At 39.9% G+C, this 20394-nt stretch carries 17 protein-coding genes; 12 read left to right on the top strand and 5 right to left on the bottom strand.

The window, feature by feature from the left end:
- Nucleotides 1–6: 6 nt before the first annotated feature.
- From F0919_RS13110 to F0919_RS13065, 10 genes are all read left to right on the top strand, one after another.
- The gene (locus F0919_RS13110; RefSeq protein WP_150033220.1) at nt 7–1518 is read left to right on the top strand and encodes a RagB/SusD family nutrient uptake outer membrane protein; all 1512 of its coding nucleotides are present in this window, start codon (nt 7–9) and stop codon (nt 1516–1518) included.
- 94 nt (nt 1519–1612) lie between these two features.
- On the top strand, nt 1613–2065 hold the full coding sequence (locus F0919_RS13105; RefSeq protein WP_150033219.1) for a GatB/YqeY domain-containing protein: 453 nt from the start codon (nt 1613–1615) through the stop codon (nt 2063–2065).
- Nucleotides 2066–2073: 8 nt separating this feature from the next.
- Nucleotides 2074–2601: a CvpA family protein gene (locus F0919_RS13100; protein WP_150033218.1), complete on the top strand. Its 528-nt coding sequence runs from the start codon at nt 2074–2076 to the stop codon at nt 2599–2601.
- A gap of 4 nt (nt 2602–2605) precedes the next feature.
- A complete protein-coding gene (locus tag F0919_RS13095) occupies nt 2606–3172 on the top strand; it encodes an anthranilate synthase component II (RefSeq protein ID WP_150033217.1) in 567 nt (188 codons plus the stop codon).
- Between the two features lie 93 nt (nt 3173–3265).
- The gene (locus F0919_RS13090; protein ID WP_150033216.1) at nt 3266–4948 is read left to right on the top strand and encodes an NAD+ synthase; all 1683 of its coding nucleotides are present in this window, start codon (nt 3266–3268) and stop codon (nt 4946–4948) included.
- Nucleotides 4949–5297: 349 nt separating this feature from the next.
- On the top strand, nt 5298–5714 hold the full coding sequence (locus tag F0919_RS13085; protein WP_150033215.1) for a nucleoside-diphosphate kinase: 417 nt from the start codon (nt 5298–5300) through the stop codon (nt 5712–5714).
- 84 nt (nt 5715–5798) lie between these two features.
- Nucleotides 5799–6317 carry a hypothetical protein gene (locus F0919_RS13080; RefSeq protein WP_150033214.1) on the top strand — a complete coding sequence of 173 codons (519 nt, stop codon included), beginning with the start codon at nt 5799–5801 and terminating at the stop codon, nt 6315–6317.
- Nucleotides 6318–6435: 118 nt separating this feature from the next.
- On the top strand, nt 6436–6972 hold the full coding sequence (gene dcd / locus F0919_RS13075; protein WP_150033213.1) for a dCTP deaminase: 537 nt from the start codon (nt 6436–6438) through the stop codon (nt 6970–6972).
- A gap of 71 nt (nt 6973–7043) precedes the next feature.
- Nucleotides 7044–8210 (top strand): 3-hydroxyacyl-CoA dehydrogenase NAD-binding domain-containing protein, encoded by a 1167-nt coding sequence (locus F0919_RS13070; protein ID WP_150033212.1) that lies wholly within the window; start codon nt 7044–7046, stop codon nt 8208–8210.
- 129 nt (nt 8211–8339) lie between these two features.
- Nucleotides 8340–9923: a Na+/H+ antiporter gene (locus F0919_RS13065; RefSeq protein WP_150033211.1), complete on the top strand. Its 1584-nt coding sequence runs from the start codon at nt 8340–8342 to the stop codon at nt 9921–9923.
- Between the two features lie 6 nt (nt 9924–9929).
- Here F0919_RS13065 and nadB read toward each other — a convergent pair whose 3' ends face one another.
- Nucleotides 9930–11528, bottom strand: a complete 1599-nt coding sequence (gene nadB / locus F0919_RS13060) for an L-aspartate oxidase (RefSeq protein ID WP_150033210.1) — start codon at nt 11526–11528, stop codon at nt 9930–9932.
- 130 nt (nt 11529–11658) lie between these two features.
- Here nadB and F0919_RS13055 point away from each other — a divergent pair, with 130 nt between their 5' ends.
- Together F0919_RS13055 and F0919_RS13050 are read left to right on the top strand one after the other, a co-directional pair.
- The gene (locus tag F0919_RS13055) at nt 11659–12009 is read left to right on the top strand and encodes an ArsC family reductase (RefSeq protein ID WP_150033209.1); all 351 of its coding nucleotides are present in this window, start codon (nt 11659–11661) and stop codon (nt 12007–12009) included.
- Nucleotides 12010–12063: 54 nt separating this feature from the next.
- Nucleotides 12064–14094 carry a S9 family peptidase gene (locus F0919_RS13050; protein WP_150033208.1) on the top strand — a complete coding sequence of 677 codons (2031 nt, stop codon included), beginning with the start codon at nt 12064–12066 and terminating at the stop codon, nt 14092–14094.
- Between the two features lie 75 nt (nt 14095–14169).
- Here F0919_RS13050 and F0919_RS13045 read toward each other — a convergent pair whose 3' ends face one another.
- From F0919_RS13045 to gyrB, 4 genes are all read right to left on the bottom strand, one after another.
- Nucleotides 14170–14934 carry a tetratricopeptide repeat protein gene (locus tag F0919_RS13045; RefSeq protein ID WP_190277388.1) on the bottom strand — a complete coding sequence of 255 codons (765 nt, stop codon included), beginning with the start codon at nt 14932–14934 and terminating at the stop codon, nt 14170–14172.
- 10 nt (nt 14935–14944) lie between these two features.
- A complete protein-coding gene (locus F0919_RS13040) occupies nt 14945–16924 on the bottom strand; it encodes a BatD family protein (RefSeq protein WP_190277387.1) in 1980 nt (659 codons plus the stop codon).
- A 256-nt stretch (nt 16925–17180) separates the two neighbouring features.
- The gene (locus F0919_RS13035; protein WP_150033205.1) at nt 17181–18188 is read right to left on the bottom strand and encodes a hypothetical protein; all 1008 of its coding nucleotides are present in this window, start codon (nt 18186–18188) and stop codon (nt 17181–17183) included.
- Between the two features lie 77 nt (nt 18189–18265).
- Nucleotides 18266–20245 carry a DNA topoisomerase (ATP-hydrolyzing) subunit B gene (gene gyrB, locus F0919_RS13030; protein WP_150033204.1) on the bottom strand — a complete coding sequence of 660 codons (1980 nt, stop codon included), beginning with the start codon at nt 20243–20245 and terminating at the stop codon, nt 18266–18268.
- Nucleotides 20246–20394 lie beyond the last annotated feature (149 nt).

Here is a 20394-nt window from a genome sequence, read left to right as displayed (position 1 = left end):
TAATTTATGAAAACTAATAAATTTTTATATATAGCTATATTGGCTATCTCATTAGTTGCATTCGGATGTAAAAAATCCTATCTGGATACAACTCCCAATGATTCTGTTACGGATGAGAATCTTTATGATAATGCAGCAGGTTGCCGTTCGGTATTGGATGGTATGGCACGTTTAATGTCAACAACAGGAGCTGCATTAAGCACAAAGGGCTCTACAGCTCAACATGACGATTTCGGTCACATGTCTATTGTTTTACAAGAAGATGTTATGAGTGCTGATGTTGTGTGTGCTGCTAATGATTATGACTGGTTTGGAAATTTGTATAAATTTCAAACACACAGAAATGCACTTTATCGTGATGCTATCGTAGCCTGGGCTCTTTATTACAAGTTAATTAATTCAGCAAACCTTTTGCTTGCTAATATTGACAAAGCTACAGGCGATGCTAATGAATTAAATGAAATCAGAGGTGAAGCTTATGCATGGAGAGCCTGGTGTTATTCTAAACTTGCTATTTACTATTGTAAAACCTATTCCCTTGGTTTAAATAGTCCGGGAGTTCCGATTTATACAACACCAACAACATCAACAACCAAAGGTAATCCGCGTGGTACAGTAGGTGATGTTTATGACCGTATTACAGTAGATATCGATTCTGCTATCGCATTGATTGAAGGTTCTGGTATTACTGTTACTAATAAATCTTACATCTCTTTGGCAACTGCTTATGGTATTCATGCAGAAGTTTCTTTAGTAATGAATAAATGGGCTGACGCTGAAAAGTATTCTGATCTTGCAATTCAAACTGTGGGTGGTGCTTCTAAATTAATGGATTCTGCTACTTACCGAAACAGCGGATTCAGAGATGCAACTAACTCAGAATGGATGTGGGCTTCTCAATTATCTGCAAGTCAAACTGATGATTATGGTATCATTTGCTTTATGTCTTTTGTTGATGCATCTAACCCGAGCTCTTATGCAGGTGGCGGCGGTACATTCCGTAAAATACCAAAATATTTGTTCGATAAGATTAAAACCGGTGATGTAAGAAAAACAACATTTGATAATGCAAGAAAGCAACGTAAATTCTACATGGTAGATTACGGTACCTGGATTTATGACAATCTTTACATGCGTTTAGCTGAAATGTATTTGATTAAAGCTGAAGCTCAGGCTCAACAAAGCAATATTGCTGATGCGACAACTACTTTGGAAACATTGGTTAAAAAACGTAATTCAGGTTATTCTTTCGCAACAACTCCTTACACTGGTGGTACTAATTTGCTGGAAGAAATCTATTTGCAACGTAGAATAGAACTTTTCTTGGAAGGTAAAGCATTCTCTGATATGGTTCGTTTGAAAAAACCATTGTCAAGACCTTTAGGAACTGGTAACTTCGATCTTACTACATGTGGTGTTGCTGAATTACCTGCAAATTCTGATGAATTCTTGTTCAAGATTCCTCAAAGTGAAATGGATAATAATGCAAGCCTAAATGGTTCGGATCAAAATCCTTAATCAATAATTTAAGAAATAATCTTTAGCCACCCATTTGTAAAATTGGGTGGCTAATTTTATTTTTGTTTTCTTTGTCTTTTTTAAAAATGTAATTATGTCTTTAGAAACAAATATTATGGATAAGCTTAAGCAAGCTATGCGTGATAAGAATGATGCTGCATTGCGTACATTAAGAGCTATCAAGGCTGCTATTTTGGTAGAAAAAACAGCAGCAGGTGCAAGCGGGGAGTTGACGGAAGCAGATGAAATGAAACTATTGCAGAAATTGGCTAAACAACGTAAAGACTCCCTTGATATTTTCCGTGCTCAGAATCGTGAAGATCTTGCCGTTAAGGAAGAAGAGGAGATTGCAGTGATAGAAGAATTTTTGCCAAAACAATTATCGCAGGAGGAAATAGATAGCAATGTAAAAGAAATTATTACTTCTGTTGGCGCATCAGGCCCGGGCGATATGGGGAAAGTAATGGGCGTGGCCACTAAACAAATGGCAGGAAAAGCTGACGGTAAACTTATAGCAGAAGCTGTTAAACGTCTTCTGACAGCTTAATCGTATTTATGATTATTGATGTCCTCTATCTGATATTTTTAATATTTTTCTTAATAAGAGGCTATAGCAAAGGAATTGTTATAGCCCTTTTTGCTGTATTGTCTGTTATTATCGGCATTTTTTGCGCCATTAAATTTTCCGGGTTTATTGCAAACCTGATTTTCAAAGACGCAACTCCTTTCTGGGTACCTTTTCTTTCTTACGTAATTGTATTTATCGGAGTTGTATTTTTAGTGAGACTGGGAGCTAAGGCTATTGATAAGCTTATGAAAGTTGCCTTTCTGGGGTTCTTTAACAGAATATGTGGTGCTTTGCTATATGGATTATTGATTACGCTTGTTTTCAGTTCATTTTTATGGTTTTTCAATCATTGGGGAATGATTAAACCTGAAACAAAAAATGCTTCTTATAGCTATAATTTTCTCATTGTTTTCGCACCGAAGGCTTTTTCCCTAATTGGTATACTTTTCCCTTTCGCAAAGAATTTATTTAAAGACTTCAGTTCCATTATCGATTCCGTAAATTTGCCGGGTTGATTCTATGTGGGCCCTTATTGATAACTACGATTCTTTTACCCATATCCTGCACCATTACTTGCTGCAATTGCAAACTGATGTTGTAGTATTCAGAAATGATGCTATTACTTTGCAGGAGTTAATTAAGTTGAACCCTGAACGGATTATTATTTCTCCCGGGCCGCAAACGCCAAAGGAGGCAGGAATAACAAACGAAGTTATCAGGCATTTCGTAACCAGAATTCCTATATTGGGTATTTGCCTTGGACATCAGGCTTTAGGCGAATATTTTGGTGCCGAACTTGCACTCGCATCAAAACCCGTACATGGTAATACTTCTTCCATTATTCATAATGGGGAAGGTTTGTTTAAAGAAATCCCGGCAAGTTTTAATGCCATGAGATATCATTCCTTAATCCTTAAACATTGGGAAGTCACATCTGTTATTCCTTTGGCGTTTACACCCGAAAATGAATTGATGGCTTTCAGGCATGAGGTCTATCCCGCAACGGGCATTCAATTTCATCCTGAATCTATCCTGACAGAATATGGTATGCAATTACTTCGTAATTGGGATGAAAGCTTTAAATGAAAATTTAAATTGCAAATATCAAATTCAAAACATCAGGCTTGACAATTTCCTGTTTTTACTCTTTACTTTTACATTTTTACTCAAAGCAATCCTGTGAAGATATATATAGCGCAACAGAATTATCATATAGGCAATTTTGAAGCCAACACTCAAAAGATTATTGATGCAATTAAAGCAGCCAAAGCCAAAGGCGGCGATTTGATTGTGTTTAGTGAACTGGCTGTTTGCGGTTATCCGCCAAGGGATTTTCTGGAGTTTACAGACTTTATCGAACGCTGTAATCAATCCATCCGGTTGATTGCTGCAGAGGCTGACACCATCGGAGTTCTGGTAGGTGCACCTTCGGTAAATGAACGGGTGGAGGGAAAGGATTTATTTAACAGCGCTTATTTTCTTTATGAAAAAGAAATAAAACAAATTGTTCATAAAACGCTGCTGCCCAACTACGATGTTTTTGACGAATACCGTTATTTTGAACCTGCCTTCGATTGGAATATAGTTGAATTTAAAGGAAGAAAGCTGGCCGTTACCATTTGTGAAGATATATGGGATGTGGAAGAGAATGCAATGTATCGCCTGCAGCCTATGGATATGCTGATGCAACAGCAACCTGAAATAATGATTAACCTGAGTGCTTCCCCTTTTGATTATACACATGCCGAAGACAGGCTGGCTATTATCAATAAGAATGTTCAGCGATATAAATTACCCATTATTTATTGCAATACAGTTGGTTCGCAAACAGAAATTGTTTTTGACGGAGGGTCGCTTGTTGCAGATAGTAAAGGCAATGTCGTGAAAGAAATGGCTTCTTTTAAAGAAGAACTTTCTTATGTTACGCTAAACGGTAGCGGAGGTTTTGAAGAATCTGTTATAAGAGATTTTTCTGCTTTACCTGCTGAAACATTGAATCCTTCCACATTTCAACCTGAACTGAATATCGGCAGAATATACGACGCCCTGGTAATGGGAATCAGAGAATATTTTGAAAAGATGGGTTTCAAAAGAGCCATTGTAGCCTCTTCGGGCGGTATTGACAGCGCAGTAACACTGGCTTTGGCTTGTGCTGCACTTGGTGCTGAAAATGTACATGCTTTGTTATTGCCGTCCCAATATTCAACGGGGCATTCTGTATCTGACGCCGAAGCCCTTTCGCGCAATCTGAATAACCCTTATGATATTGTTCCTATCAAAGATATTTTCGGGCAGGTTGAAGGGGCATTGAAACCTATTTTCAAAGATTTGCCATTCAATATTGCAGAAGAGAATATACAGTCGAGGATAAGGGGTTTGCTGGCTATGGCGTTGAGCAATAAGTTCGGCTATATTCTGCTTAATACTTCCAACAAAAGCGAATTGGCTACAGGTTACGGCACGCTTTACGGCGATATGGCCGGTGGTTTGGGTGTATTGGGCGATTTGTATAAAATGCAGGTTTATGCTTTGGCCCGGTATATCAATAAAGACAAAGAAATTATTCCGGTAAATATCATTGATAAAGCGCCATCGGCCGAATTAAGGCCGGATCAGAAAGACAGCGACAGTTTGCCTCCCTATGAAGATCTCGATGCAGTATTGTATCAGTATATTGAACACCGGCAAAGTACGCCGGCCATTGTAAAAATGGGTTTTGAAGAAGCAATGGTAAGCCGTATTTTACGCATGGTGAATATGAATGAATACAAACGTAACCAGTTTTGTCCCATCATCCGTATTTCTCCCAAAGCATTTGGGGTAGGGCGGAGAATTCCTATTGTAGCCAAATACCTGGGATAAATTTACATTTATCAATCCATAATCTCAGATTGTAATATTGCCCTTTCTATATAGTCGGTATTGAATCTCGTATGTTTGTTCTGTGCTCCGGGTAAGTGATCCTGAGTCTCGAGTGAGTTGCCTTAAGTCACGAGTGAATTACCCTTTGCATCGGGTGAATGGACCTGTGCATCGAGTGAATAGACTTCTGCAACGGGTGAATGGACCATTGCGTCGAGTGAATGGACTCCTGCATCAATGGTAGAAAAGGAGAATGATCGCCTTTACAAATAATTAAACGTTTGACCGAAAGAAAAGGAAATTAATTATTACCTTTGCGGCGAAATATCTAAAATAAAAAAGATTTAAAATGTCTAACAGAACATTCACGATGATTAAACCTGATGCCGTTGGTTCCAACTATATTGGCGGTATCTTAGATAAAATCAATGCAGGTGGTTTCAAAATCATCGCAATGAAATATACTCAATTGAGCAAAGAGCAAGCAGGTAAATTCTATGAAGTTCACAGCGCACGTCCTTTCTATGGCGAGTTGGTTGATTTCATGAGCAGTGGCCCGATTGTTGCTGCCATTTTAGAAAAAGACAATGCAGTAGCTGATTTCCGTACTTTAATCGGAGCAACGAATCCTGCTGAAGCTGCAGAAGGAACTATCCGCAAACAATTTGCAAAATCAATCGGCGAAAACGCTGTACACGGTTCTGATAGCGATGAGAATGCTAAAATAGAAGGCGATTTCTTCTTTAGCATGACAGAACGTTTCTAAGTTGACCATATACTTTATTTTAAGATGGCCTATCTGCATTTGTAGCATAGGCCATTTTTATGCAATTTCATTACCTTTGCAAATATGAATAATTACGATTTAACCGCTTTGATTCCCAATGATTTTGCAGCTGATTCCCGCGTTTGGGTATATCAAAGCAGCCGTCCGTTCAGTGAGCAACAGGAATTGGAAATAAACGAGCAATTACTACAGTTTTATACCCAATGGCAGGCACATGGCGCACCTGTAAAAGGATGGGCTAAATTATTGTTCCGCCGCTTTATTGTGATGATGGCAGACGAAACAAATGTAGAAGTGAGCGGCTGCAGTACAGATAGCTCCGTAAGGGTCATTAAAAGCATTGAGCGTCAATATGAAGCAAACCTTTTTGACCGTTTGTCTATTACGTTCCTTGTAAAAGGACAACCCGAAGTTTTACCAATGGGTCAGGTTCAATATGCTGTTGATAAAGGGTATATTACCGGCGAAACATTGCTTTTCAATAATCTGGTTGCTACCAAAGAAGAACTTTTGAAACATTGGCTTCAGCCTTTGCAATTCAGCTGGATGAAAAATCAGATTCAACTGCCTATCAATAATTAATAGTGAGTTGGCAATAGTGAATGGGTCATTATTCCATGATTGAATTCTTTTTTAATTCAACAGTATATTTCAATTTCCAGATTCTAATATCTCATATCTAACATCTCATATCTAAATAATGATTCTCTCAGACCTTCGCATTCTTGAAGAAATTGGAAAAGGTACCATCGTAATCGAACCTTATGACAGGCAATATCTGGGAAGCAATTCCTACGACGTCCATTTAGGAAAACATCTGGCCGTTTATGAGGATAAAGTATTGGATGCCAAGAAACACAACACCATTACGCATTTTGAAATACCCGAAGAAGGTTACGTACTTCAGCCAGGCGTTTTATATTTAGGTGTTACGGAAGAATACACCGAAACACATGCGCATGTTCCTTTTCTTGAAGGGAAGTCGTCTACAGGTCGTTTGGGCATTGATATTCATGCAACTGCAGGCAAAGGCGATGTAGGCTTTTGTAATACATGGACTTTGGAGATTTCCTGCGTGCATCCTGTAAGGATTTATGCAGGTATGCCCATAGGGCAATTAATCTATTTCCCTGTTGACGGCGAAGTGGAAAATAAATACAATACCAAACAAAATGCCAAATACACGGAACGCACTATTCGTCCTGTAGAGAGCATGATGTGGAAGAATAAGTTTTAATTATTAATTAGTGAATCGTCAATGGTGAATTGTGAACCCAATATATACAATTGGCCATTAAATTTATCGTAATGAGCATTACCAACAATACAAAAGTAGGCGTTATAGGAAGCGGCGCCATGGGCAGCGGCATAGCACAGGTTGCAGCCATGGCAGGGCATCCGGTAGCAATTTTTGATACCAATCCAACTGCTTTGGAAAAAAGCAAAGCCAATCTCACGGCTGTCCTGAACAAACTGCAGGAGAAGGGAAAAGTAAAAGATGCAAATCAAGTATTAAGCCGCTTCTCTTTTGTAGCTGATATGAATGCTTTTGCAGATTGCGGTTTGGTGATTGAAGCAATTATTGAAAATCTGGAGATAAAGAAAGGTGTGTTTGCTTCATTAGAGGAAACAGTAAAAGATGACTGTATTTTAGCCTCTAATACATCATCGCTTTCTATTGCTTCTATTGCATCTGCCTGCCGGAAAGCAGAAAGAGTGATTGGTATACATTTCTTCAATCCTGCGCCCCTTATGGCTCTGGTTGAAATTATTCCTGCTATCCAGACAGATGAAACCTTGCCTCAACAAATTAAAGAACTGATGTTGCAATGGGGCAAAGCGCCCGTTATTGCGAAAGATACACCAGGTTTTATTGTAAACCGTGTAGCACGCCCTTTTTATAGCGAAGCATTACGGATTTACGAAGAAGGCATTGCCGATATGCCGACGATTGATTGGGCATTGACAACGCTTGCAGGTTTCAAAATGGGACCTTTTACGTTGATGGATTATATCGGGCATGATGTGAATTACGTAGTAACCGAAACAGTATTTGCTTCTTTCTATTTTGACCCGCGGTACAAACCTGCTTTTGCCCAGAAACGCTTATTGGAGGCGGGCTGGCTTGGCAGAAAAACAGGAAGGGGATTTTACAATTATGCAGAAAATGCAGTAATGCCAAAGGCTACGGAAGATGAAGCATTAGGTAAAAAAATTGTAGCGCGTGTTTTGGCAATGTTAATCAATGAAGCTGTTGATGCCGTTCATTGGAATATCGCCTCTCCTGAAGATATAGAATTGGCCATGACAAAGGGTGTAAATTATCCGAAAGGATTATTACACTGGTGCGATGAAACAGGAGCCGATGCTGTATTAGCCACTTTGGATACATTATTTGATGCTTATCATGAGGATCGTTACAGGGCAAGTGTTTTATTGCGCAAAATGGGTGTGGAAGGAAAGAAATTTTTCTAAAAAAGGTTTGAAATAAAAAGAGGTGTCGCACATTTTCAAAATGTGCGACACCTCTTTTTCGTATGAATCCTGATTCTTCATTTTCCTCCGTTTAATTCCGTATTTTCGGTTTCATCTACATTCGAAAATATGCATGAGCAATTACCCTTTATGCTGGCACTTGTTGCTGCTATTGTATTGATAGAAATGCTGGCAAAAAAGTTGCGGATAGCCTATCCGGTGTTACTTGTGGTTGCCGGCTTACTTATCAGCCTGGTGCCGGGTTTGCCCAAAGTGCAGATAGATCCGAATATGATTTTCTTTATCTTCTTACCTCCTTTGCTGTTTGATGCTTCCTGGAGTATTTCATTTAAGGAAATGAAAAAGTGGTGGCGTATTATCGGCAGTTTTGCATTTCTGGTAGTACTGTTTTCTGCACTTGCCGTTGCTGTGGTTGCTAATTATTATATTCCTGGTTTTACGCTGGCTTTAGGTTTTTTATTAGGCGGCATTGTTTCTCCGCCCGATGCTGTGAGTACCGGCGCTATTACGCAATTTGTAAAAATACCCAAATCCACTTCTGCTATCCTTGAAGGAGAAAGTCTTTTAAACGATGCTTCCTCACTGATTATTTTCCGCTTTGCATTAGTTGCCGTAGGTACCGGTCAATTTGTTTTTCAGACAGCAATGCTGGAATTCTCGTGGATGATTATCGGTGGGATAGGTATAGGCCTTCTGTTCGGATGGCTATTTATGAAAGCTCATAAGCTGTTGCCAACCGACGCTCCTTCCGATATTGTATTTACTTTAATTGAGCCTTATTTTCTATACTGGATTGCCGAACATCTGCACAGCTCCGGTGTACTGGCTGTAGTGGCGGGCGGTTTGCTTTTATCTAACAGAAGACTTTCTTTCTTAACCAGCGCCAGCCGCATAATGGGTTATAGTTTTTGGGAGGCGATGATTTTTATCCTGAATGGCATTGTGTTTATGCTTATCGGGTTAGAGCTTCCTGAAATCGTTGCCGGGCTGAGAAGTAACGGCATTCCTTTACGCGAAGCCATTTTGTATGGCGTAGTAGTAACAGCTGTTTTAATATTAGTCAGAATGATAAGTTCTTATATCGCGATGTTGGCGACTATTCTGTTCAGGCCAAACGTAGCTCCGGGCGGAGGCAACAGACGAAGAATGTGGAAGATGCCATTATTAATGGGTTGGACCGGAATGCGTGGTGTCGTTTCACTGGCGGCTGCTTTGTCTATTCCTGTTACATTAAATGGTGCGCCCTTCCCTCATCGCAATCTTATTCTGTTCATCACTTTTATGGTGATATTACTGACCTTGCTGATTCAGGGGCTTACGCTGCCATACTTCATCAGGCGCATTAATATAACAAGCTATTCCCGCGAACTCCAGGAAGAAGAAGCAAAGCTGAAAGTGAAGGGCCTGTTAGTAGTTGAAACAGTACGGCTGTTGAAAGAAATGCAACAACAGGATGCGTACAAAAACAACTTTTATCTGCAACGCATAGTGGAACAATGGGAACACAAAATAAGCCAACCCGAAAACCTGAAAATGGATCATTCTACCAAAGAGGCTTATCTTGAGTTGTTAGAAAAACAAAGATTGTTCCTGCTTGAACTTGGCAGCAACGATCCTGAAATACATGATGACATTATACGCTGGCAAGCCTTTCAGATTGATCTGGAAGAAGAACGCATAAGGCTTATATAACCTTCTTTACAGAACCATATTTTCTACTCTCTGGCTGTGCTTCGGATAGTCGGTATTATAATGCAATCCCCTGCTTTCCTTCCTGAATTGGGCACCTTTCACAATAAGATATCCGATAGTAATCAGGTTTCTCAGTTCGCATAATTGCGGCGAAAGTGTTGTGGTGGCATAAAGTCTTTCCGTTTCCTCATGCAATAAATCCAGACGGCGCATTGCTCTTTCCAGACGAACATTGTTTCGCACAATACCGACATAATCGCTCATTACAGATTGCAGTTCTTTCAGGCTCTGTGTTATCAAAATCATTTCTTTCGGATGGTTGGTTCCGGCGGCATTCCAATCAGGTACTTCTTCTTGAAAAGCAATGCTGTCAATTCTTTCTGCTGCGCTTTCTGCGCAACGATGTGCAAACACCAATGCTTCCAGCAGCGAATTGCTCGCCAGGCGGTTGGCGCCATGAAGGCCGGTGCTGCTGCATTCGCCGCAGGCATATAAATTGATAATGGAAGTCTTGCCATCTTCATCTACTTTAATACCACCGCAGCAATAATGTGCGGCAGGAGCAACCGGTATCATCTGCGTCAGGCAATCAACACCACTCTTCAGGCAACGTTCATAAATATTAGGGAAATGATGCAAAAATTTCTCTTTATCCATATGCCTGCAATCAAGATATACATGCTCCGTACCTGTACGTTTCATTTCACTGTCAATAGCACGGGCCACTATGTCACGCGGCGCAAGATCTTTACGTTCATCATAACGTTCCATAAAAGCTTCCCCGTCTTTATTTCGTAAAATGCCGCCATCGCCACGTACAGCCTCTGTTATTAAAAATGAAGGACTGACTCCAGCCTCATATAATGCGGTGGGATGAAACTGAATGAATTCCATATTTTCAATTCTGCCTTTGGCTCTGTAAGCCATTGCTATACCATCTCCCGTTGCGACACGTGGATTGGTTGTAGTGCGGTATGCCTGTCCGCAACCACCGGAAGCCATCAATGTAATTTTGGAAAGCAGTTTTTCAATTTGCCCTGTTTTAATGTCCATCACATACACACCATAACATTCAATGTCGAAAGTGCTTTTAGAAACCAGATATCCCAAATGATGCTGCGTAATGATATCAGCAACATACCAATGGTTATTGACATGGATATTTTCGTAGCGGCTTGCCTCCTCAAGCAAAGCACGTTCAATTTCAAAGCCTGTTATATCCTTATGATGTAATATCCTGAATTCGCTGTGCCCTCCTTCTTTACCGCGCAGGTATTCGCCACTTTCATCTTTATCAAACTTGGTCCCCCACTTAATCATTTCATCAACGCGCTGCCTGCCTTCTGTTATTACCATTCTCACCACCTCTTCATTACATAGGCCATCACCCGCAATCAATGTATCCTGAATATGTTTTTCAAAACTATCATGTTCGTCATCATTTACCACGGCAATGCCACCTTGCGCATATTTGGTATTGGTTTCGTCTGCATTAACTTTGGTAAGTATCGTTATTTTTTTATCCGGAAATCGTTGTGCTGTCTTTACTGCAAAAGTTAATCCTGCAATACCGGAGCCAATAATCAAAAAATCTGTCTGAAGCATTTGTTCTCTATTTTTAAATATACTTTCTATGTCCATTGCGAATTTAGCCAATAATTCCTTCCGCTTATTCTTTACTTTTGTAAGCCAAGAATTGAATTAAATTCCATTTATTCTAATTTCAAATTTAATAATGTACACTCTTTACGGTATTCCCAATTGCGATTCGGTTAAAAAGGCAAGAACTTTTCTGGAAGCAAACAGCATTCCTTATACATTTCACGACTATAAAAAAGAAGGCATTTCCAAGGCTAAACTTACACAATGGAGCAAACAACTTGGTTGGGAAAATTTAATAAATAAAAACAGTACAACATGGAAGGAGCTGGACGAAGCAATTAAAAACGATGTAACAACGCAAGCTGCGGCAATAAATGTAATGATGGAGTATACAAGCGCTATTAAAAGACCCATTATTATGAAAGATGATGCCATTGTTGCCATCCGCTTTAATGAAGCTGAATATCAAAAAGTGTTTTTATAAAATATCACCCAAAGGGGGGAATCATATCTAAATAAAATAATTCAAATTTGCAGGATGAAAAAAATATCTCTATTCCTTTTATTAATGATGCCGGCTGTTATGTTCGGTCAAGGTAAAAATCTTATGACGCCGGAGCTATTATGGTCATTGGGCAAAGTTGCATCTTTGGGTTCAAGCCCCGATGGTAAAACCCTTTTGTACAGTGTGGGGAAAGTAGATCTTGCCACCGAGAAGACTGCACATGATTATTTCTTTATCAATCTTGATAATGGCCAATCGACCAAAACAGATGTGATGGGAGATAAATCTTTTGTTCAATGGGATAAAAATGGTTTATATGCACAAAAGGACAATCAGGTGTTTGTAAGCAAGGATATGGGTAAAACCTGGGCTCCTTTTTGCGACCGGTTACAAGACGCAGAGAATGTACGCATTTCTCCGGATGGTGAATGGGTAGCTTTTTCAAAAGAAGTTTCCGCGACTAAAGTTTTAGGCAAAGAAATTTATGATGATGTAAAGAATAGCACAGCGCAGATCTATACCGATTTGAATATCCGTCATTGGGACAAATGGAATGATGGCAAAGTATCGCATGTATTTGTATTAAGCATCCATAATCCACGTACGCCGGTACGTGATATTCTGGAAAACGAACCTTATGACTGTCCGCAAAAGCCTTTTGGCGGTGCTGAAGATTTCATTTTCAGTCCGGACAGCAAAACAATTGTTTATGTCTGCAAAAAGGCTGTGGGCAAGGCTTACGCACAAAGCACCAATACAGATATCTATGCTTATGATATTGGCGATGCGAAAACAACCAATTTGACAAAAGGGATGGTGGGCTATGATGTAGCGCCTGCTTTCAGTAACGATGGCAAAAAACTGGGCTGGCTTAGTATGAAACGTGATGGTTATGAAGCAGATAAAAATGATATTGTGGTTATGGATTGGGCATCAAAAGCTAAAGCAAATTTAACTGCCGATTGGGATGAGACTGTTGATGGCGGATTTTTCTGGGCTGCCAAAGACGACAGGATTTATTTCAATGCTGCAATAAAAGGCACTATTCAATTATTCGGTACAAATGTTCCTCCGTTTACCACTATAAAATCGAAGCAGATAGTAGCTCAGATAACAAAAGGCGATTATGATGTTACAGGTATAGCTGCGCAAAACGGTAATCAGCTTGTTGTTTCGCGTACGGATATGAATCATGCCACTGAATTATTCAGTGTTGATTTGAAAGGCGGTGAAATGAAAGCTTTGACGCATGTGAATGATGCTGTTTACAGCAACATTGCAATGAGTGATACTAAATTAAGAATGGTAAAAACTTCTGATGGTAAGGAAATGGGTGTATGGGTTATTTATCCTCCTAATTTTGATCCATCAAAAAAATATCCGACATTATTATATTGCCAGGGTGGACCTGAATCAGCGCTTACTCAATTCTATAGTGTGCGTTGGAATTTTCAGCTGATGGCTGCAAATGGTTATATCGTTGTTGCACCAAATCGTCGCGGTATGCCGGGTTGGGGTGTAAAGTGGAACGAAGACATTGCTAAAGATTGGGGTGGCCAGCCGATGCGCGATTATCTTGCCGCTATTGATGATGTATCTAAAGAGAGCTATGTCGATAAAAACAGGTTAGGGTGTGTTGGTGCAAGTTATGGTGGCTACAGCGTTTACATGTTGGCAGGCATTCATGATAATCGTTTTAAAACATTCATTGCACATGATGGTTTGTTTGACATGAAAAGCTGGTACGGTACTACGGAAGAATTGTGGTTTGCCAATTTTGATTTAGGTGGTAATTATTGGGACAGCCCAACTCCTAAAAGTTACGGTGAATACAATCCGTCTAATTACATTGCGAAATGGAATACACCTATTATGATTATTCAGGGTGGTATTGATTTCCGTGTTCCGATAGAGCAAGGATTGGAAGCTTTTCAGGCAGCGCAATTAAAAGGTATTAAGAGCAAATTACTGTATATCCCAAATGAGAATCACTGGGTATTACACGCTCACAATGGCCTGGTTTGGCAACGTGAATTCTTTAAATGGCTGAAAGAAACTTTGTAGGAAATATATAAAGCAAAACAAAAAAGTTGATGGCAACAAACCATCAACTTTTTTTATCTTAAACTGATTTTTGTTTTACACTTCTCCAATTTCCGTTGCTGCAATCCAGCCGGATTTTCCGTTTTGCAATGCTACATTATAAAACCCGTCCTGTTTCTTCAAAATCTCTATTACCAAGCCTTCAGGTAGGCTGCCTATTACTTTACCATTACTTTGTGGCGTTTGCAGGAAGACCGCATTAGTAGTTATAACAACTGCTTTGCCCGGATGCGCAAATTCATTGTAAGAAATCCATGTCATAGTACCGCAAAGCAGGAATATAGCTACGCACAATGAAATCCATCTGCCGGCATTGGAAAAACTTCCCTTCTTCATACGGGCAAAGTATAACAATGAAAGAACTGCTAAGAAGATAATCAATGTCACAATAGCCCACATATCAACATTGATAGCATGATTCAATGCATTCCACCAGGCTACAAAAAAGATAGGGTTTGTTTCCTGCATATTGTCCTGCACTTTTGATCTGGCCAATAAAAGATTATCACTTATTTCTTTGTTGGATGGGTCAAGGCGTGCTGCTTTTTCATAATGCAAAACGGCAAGCCCTATTTTATTCGATCTGAAATAAGCATTGCCTGTATTATAGTGCAGCTGCGCATTGCCTTCGTTTGTCTTTAATAAAGTCTCATAAATCCTGGCAGCGCTATCATAACTCTTTTGTACATAAAGCTGGTTGGCATTTTTCCATAATGCAGCATCGTTATCAGCAGCAAAAACAGGAGCGCTGATAAGCAACAATACAAACATCAAAAAATAATTCCTGAAATTCGATTTCATATACAATCCTTTAACCCGCATACTGCGTAGCATTTTTCTTATTTTTCAATACGATTTCCAATTCACCTATGGTTCCTACCGCTTCTTCCAAGGTGTGTTGACGCTGTTGCTGACCGCCGGAAGGGCTGTAAAGGGCCATCTCGCATTCCAATACCAGACTTTTTACTCTGTTTACTTGCGCAGCCGGTACATTTTTAAGCGTCAGCTCATCTTCCATCGTTTCTTTGGAGAGATGCGATAACGGAATACTTAATTTATCGCTGAGATACAGCCATATTGCTTTTGACACCTCTTCATAGAAAGCTTTATGTTGCTGTTGCGGCAATAGCTTGCGTGCCGTAGCCAAACGCTTCCATGCAATCTTGTTAGCCTTTTTATTTTTAAATAAGGCCTGATTTCCTTCATAAACTTCCTGTTGCTTTTTACGCATCAGTAGTACAATCAAACCGATTAAACTTATGCCGTACAGCATCCAATACCACGGCCTTGTTACTATCGGATTCGTATTGCCACTATTGGTTACAAAAGCAGCTTTATTAATATCGTGGATATCGCTCAATGCCAGGCTTTTTGCCGCATTGGGATTATAATGTTTCCCTTTCGTTACATGTATTTTGATAGGCTCAGTTACAGACTCTTTATAGCTGCCGGTTGCTACATCGTAATAGGAAAATTTAACAGCAGGAATTACATAATCGCCCGGGGTTTGCGGATTCATGTTATAGGAAAATATCTTACTTCCTGTAATAGCCGGATTCCTGCTGGTGATGGTGTCTGTTACCTGAGGTTCATATACACCCAGCTCTGCCGGAAACTGAATTTTTGGATTAACTATCAATTTCAGGTTACCGCTACCTTTAATAGTAAAAGTGAATTTCGCCGCGTCATCCGTACTTAAGGAATGTTTATCCATTTCCGTACTTACCGTGAAATTACCAACAGCGCCTGTAAAGGAAGCCGGTTGTTTTTCGAGCGGTAATGGTCTTACATTTATCTTGACGGGTGTACTCGAAAGTTTTACAGGAACATCCTTATAATTATATCCTGAAAACATATCCTGATTGAAAAACGGATCGTCCATAAAAAAAGAACCGAAAGCAGGATCGTCGGCAAATGGATTACGGCCTTTTACTTGCTGTACTACACGCACAACGCCATCAGCCTTTGCAGGGTCTAAAACAAGGGTACCGTCTTGCTGTGGAAACAAGGCTGTTTTTTTAAGCAGAAAAACCTGATATCGTTGTCCGTTTATAACTTCTTCAACAGGTTTGGGCGGATTGGGAATTTGGAAATCCTGGCTCCAGAAACCATTCAATGATGGCAGCTGGGAAAGACTTACGTTCATAGCCAATCTTGTATATAACTTATAGCTCACTGTTATCTGCTCGCCAACGTATGGATTCGTCTTATCAACCTGAACTTTTATAAAAATGTTCTTATTGATATTTTCTTCGCTCATGCTCTGCAACTGGTCGTTTTGTTGCTGTGCCTGTTGCCTGCGGCTTTGCTGTGCCTGCGACATTTGCTGCATCATTTGCTGACGCATTCTTTGCATTTGTGCAAAAGGGTCGTCTTCGTCCCCAAAAGGATCCATGCTTTGCCGCCTGCGTGGCTGCTGCTGTGCAAGGCTTCCGTTTACAGCCTGGATATTAATTGCGTTGGAAGCTACGTCATGACCATTGTAGCTGACTTTTGCAGGCCCAACCGTAAGAAGTCCTGCTTTATTTGGCACTAAAACATAAGTAATGTTTAAAGAATTGGTTTGCTTCGTCTGCCCATTTATGATAGTGATGCTACTGTTGTTTGATTGATATGGGCCGCCCACAATTGAAAATCCGGAGAAAGAAGGCGGCCTGAAGTTACTTGCGCCTTCGGCATTGGTAAGAATAAAAGTAACCTGAAACTGATCTTTAGTGCCAACCTGTTGTGAACTCGCCTGAGCAGAAAAAACCATTTCCTGCGCTAAAGCATTCAGATGAAAGCATGCCAATATAAATATCCAAATGAAACCTTTCCTAATCATATCTGTAGCAAAATACTATAATTGGTTTTTATAACGTACAAAAATAAAAATACCATATCTGAGGCAGGGTTAAAACCGCGTTAAATGGCGAAACCAGAACCTTTAGAGAATGAGTTTGCCAACTTTTTAAGAAGTTGGCAAACAAGTATTAAGACATCTGAAAGAGCAAAAGTTTTTCTGGAGTTATCTTAAATCAGAATTTTTATAGGTCGTATCGATTGCATTAATGTTGTACTATCTGTATATCTTCAAAGCTGGCATTGGTATCAGTTGCAATTTTGGAATTATTCTTCCATAAAATGGTATTTTCTCCAACATTTCCAAGCATGTAAATATCTGATTCATAAGAATATAAATCTGTCAATGACGCAACCGAACTTCCATCCATTAGTGGAATAAGTGTATTGTTTTTCCAATATTTTCCGGCTTGCAATTCATCGGTATAGCCGATATACACATCATTCCCCGAAACAGCAACAGAATTGACATGCACATAAGACAATCCTTGTGAAAGGACTTGCAGATTTCCATTCTTCCAATAAATAACTCCCATATCTCCATTTTGAAAATTACTCCCGGCTATATACAAATCATTACCGACAAAGGTTAATGCTGATGCCCGGGTCTTGGAATCGACTGAAGGAAGCTCTATCCCTACACCGTTTTTCCAATATTTAGGTATCATTGTAGTGCCAACATATTCATATCCGGCTATATAAACCTCTCCGTTTTTAACTATCATCTTTTCTCCCAAAGCATCATTCGTTCCATTAGTGAGAACCGTTTCTAATCCGTTTTTCCAATATTTAGGCACCCGGATAGTTGAAGCATTATACTCCTGACCCAAAATATAAACGTCATTGTTTTCAACTGTAATTCCCGTTGCAATGGCATCATGGACTTCATCCGTTAATGTGTGCAATGTATCATTCTTCCAATAAGCCGCAGCTTTATATATGCCTTCGGTTACTGATCCGCAAACATAGACATCATTTCCTGAAACGCTAATTGATTTTGCAATTCCGGATGAATAGCTTCCTAAGGAAAGGTTGTGGGCTTCCCCATTTTTCCAATATACCGGAATCGGATTTCCTGAACTATAGTTTTTATTTCCTGCAATGTAGATATCCGTGGTAGTCGACGGGGTTGGAGTTGGCTTATCTTCATGTTTGCAGCTAAAAAATGAAAAAACGCTAATAATTACAAGTAAGGGAAATTTCTTTTTTTTCATAATAGGTATAGGTTTTATATACACAAAGTTGCCAATTTTCGAAAATTGGCAACTTTGTGTATAAATTCATAATCAAGTTAAATATCAATCTTGGCGTACTTCGCATTCTTCTCAATGAAGTCGCGGCGCGGGCCTACTTCCTCACCCATCAGCATAGAGAAGACCTCATCTGCAATAGCGGCGCTTTCAATAGTTACCTGTTTAAGGTTACGTGTCGCCGGATTCATAGTAGTTTCCCAAAGCTGCTCTGCATTCATCTCTCCAAGACCCTTGTAACGTTGAATACCTACACTGTCTTCCTTGCCATTAGCCATTCTTGCCACAGCAGCTTTGCGGTCTTCTTCGGTCCAGGCATATTCGGAATCTTTTCCTTTTTTAACCAAATACAATGGTGGCTGTGCCAGATAAACGTGGCCTTGTTCCACCAATGTGGTCATATAACGGAAGAAGAAAGTTAAAATCAATGTTGCAATGTGGGAACCATCCACATCGGCATCGGTCATGATTATGATTTTATGATAACGAAGTTTGGTAAGGTTTAATGCCTTTGGATCATCAGGTGTGCCAACGGTTACGCCTAATGCCGTGTACATATTCTTTATCTCCTCGTTTTCGTAGATTTTATGTTCCTGCGCTTTTTCTACATTCAGGATTTTACCTCTTAACGGCAGAATAGCCTGATAAGAACGGTCGCGACCTTGTTTGGCCGTACCACCCGCCGAATCTCCTTCGACTAAGTAAAGCTCACAAGCTTCAGGATCTTTTTCAGAACAATCCGCCAATTTACCGGGCAATCCGCCGCCGGTTAAAACGCTTTTGCGTTGTACCATCTGGCGCGCCTTAGCAGCAGCAGCACGTGCCTGCGCAGCAAGAATTACTTTATCAATAATGATTTTTGCAGCTTTCGGGTTTTCCTCTAAAAAGAAGTCTAAAATCTTACTTACTGTGGAATCCACCACGCCGCCAACATCATTGTTACCCAATTTTGTTTTGGTCTGCCCTTCAAATTGCGGTTCCGGAACTTTTACTGAAATGATAGCAGTTAATCCCTCGCGGAAGTCATCACCCAAGATTTCAACTTTTGCTTTTTCAAACAATTTGTTCTTATCACCGTAGGATTTGAAAACACGGGTAATAGCACGACGGAAACCACCGACGTGTGTTCCGCCTTCAATGGTGTTGATATTATTTACATAAGAGAAAATATGCTCACTGTAGGAAGTGTTATAGCTTAAAGCTACTTCTACAGCCACATTCGAGGTCTCATCATGTCCTTCGGCAAAAATAGGTGCCGGCAATAACGCATCGCGTTTACCATTGGCATCCAGCAATTGCACAAACTCTACAATACCGCCTTCACTATAAAATTCCTCTCTCGGATTGTCTTCATTTTCCTCATTGGCTCTTTCGTCAATAAGAATAATACGAATACCTTTATTCAGAAACGATAATTCACGCAAACGACCCGCAAGAATATCACGATGATATACGGTATCCTTGAAAATAGTTGCATCAGGTTTGAAATGAACCGTTGTGCCGGTGCGGTCGGTATCGCCGATTTCACGTACACCATATTCCGGAATACCTTCTCTGTACTGTTGTTCAAATATTTTTCCTTCGCGGTAAACAGTTACGTGTAAAGGGTTACTCAACGCATTTACGCAGGATACGCCCACACCATGCAAACCACCGGAAACCTTATAAGTATCTTTATCGAATTTACCACCGGCATGCAACATGGTCATAACCATTTCCAACGCCGATTTGCCTTCTTTTGTATTGATACCTGTAGGAATACCGCGACCATCATCATCTACCTGAATAGAATTGTCTGCTTTAATGGTAACAGTAATGTTTTTACAAAATCCTGCAAGTGCTTCGTCAATAGAGTTATCAACTACTTCATAAACCAGATGGTGCAAACCCTTGACCCCAATGTCGCCAATATACATGGAAGGGCGCTTACGAACCGCTTCCAAACCTTCTAATACCTGAATACTATCTGCACCATATCCCGGATTGGCGGGCGTAATTACTTCTTGATTTTCTGTACTCATTCTTGCGTTTTAAACAACGAAATTTTTGTTTGAGAAATGAAATTCAGTACCATATTTGCGGCCATAATAATTTGAACCGCAACAAAACAATTAATTGTTTTGTGAATCTGAAATTTACTACGCAAAAGTACTAAAAAATAAGGGCTTTA

This window comes from Taibaiella lutea (assembly GCF_008629695.1).
GTDB lineage: Bacteria > Bacteroidota > Bacteroidia > Chitinophagales > Chitinophagaceae > Taibaiella > Taibaiella lutea.
The sequence above is the reverse complement of the archived record's forward strand: the minus strand, read 5'-3'. Positions and strand labels throughout refer to the sequence as shown.

Coding starts and splice junctions, on each gene's coding strand:
- F0919_RS13110 (WP_150033220.1), top strand. CDS start 7: ATGAAAACTAATAAATTTTTATATATAGCTATATTGGCTATCTCATTA.
- F0919_RS13105 (WP_150033219.1), top strand. CDS start 1,613: ATGTCTTTAGAAACAAATATTATGGATAAGCTTAAGCAAGCTATGCGT.
- F0919_RS13100 (WP_150033218.1), top strand. CDS start 2,074: ATGATTATTGATGTCCTCTATCTGATATTTTTAATATTTTTCTTAATA.
- F0919_RS13095 (WP_150033217.1), top strand. CDS start 2,606: ATGTGGGCCCTTATTGATAACTACGATTCTTTTACCCATATCCTGCAC.
- F0919_RS13085 (WP_150033215.1), top strand. CDS start 5,298: ATGTCTAACAGAACATTCACGATGATTAAACCTGATGCCGTTGGTTCC.
- F0919_RS13080 (WP_150033214.1), top strand. CDS start 5,799: ATGAATAATTACGATTTAACCGCTTTGATTCCCAATGATTTTGCAGCT.
- dcd (WP_150033213.1), top strand. CDS start 6,436: ATGATTCTCTCAGACCTTCGCATTCTTGAAGAAATTGGAAAAGGTACC.
- F0919_RS13070 (WP_150033212.1), top strand. CDS start 7,044: ATGAGCATTACCAACAATACAAAAGTAGGCGTTATAGGAAGCGGCGCC.
- F0919_RS13065 (WP_150033211.1), top strand. CDS start 8,340: ATGCATGAGCAATTACCCTTTATGCTGGCACTTGTTGCTGCTATTGTA.
- nadB (WP_150033210.1), bottom strand. CDS start 11,528: ATGCTTCAGACAGATTTTTTGATTATTGGCTCCGGTATTGCAGGATTA.
- F0919_RS13055 (WP_150033209.1), top strand. CDS start 11,659: ATGTACACTCTTTACGGTATTCCCAATTGCGATTCGGTTAAAAAGGCA.
- F0919_RS13050 (WP_150033208.1), top strand. CDS start 12,064: ATGAAAAAAATATCTCTATTCCTTTTATTAATGATGCCGGCTGTTATG.
- F0919_RS13045 (WP_190277388.1), bottom strand. CDS start 14,934: ATGAAATCGAATTTCAGGAATTATTTTTTGATGTTTGTATTGTTGCTT.
- F0919_RS13035 (WP_150033205.1), bottom strand. CDS start 18,188: ATGAAAAAAAAGAAATTTCCCTTACTTGTAATTATTAGCGTTTTTTCA.
- gyrB (WP_150033204.1), bottom strand. CDS start 20,245: ATGAGTACAGAAAATCAAGAAGTAATTACGCCCGCCAATCCGGGATAT.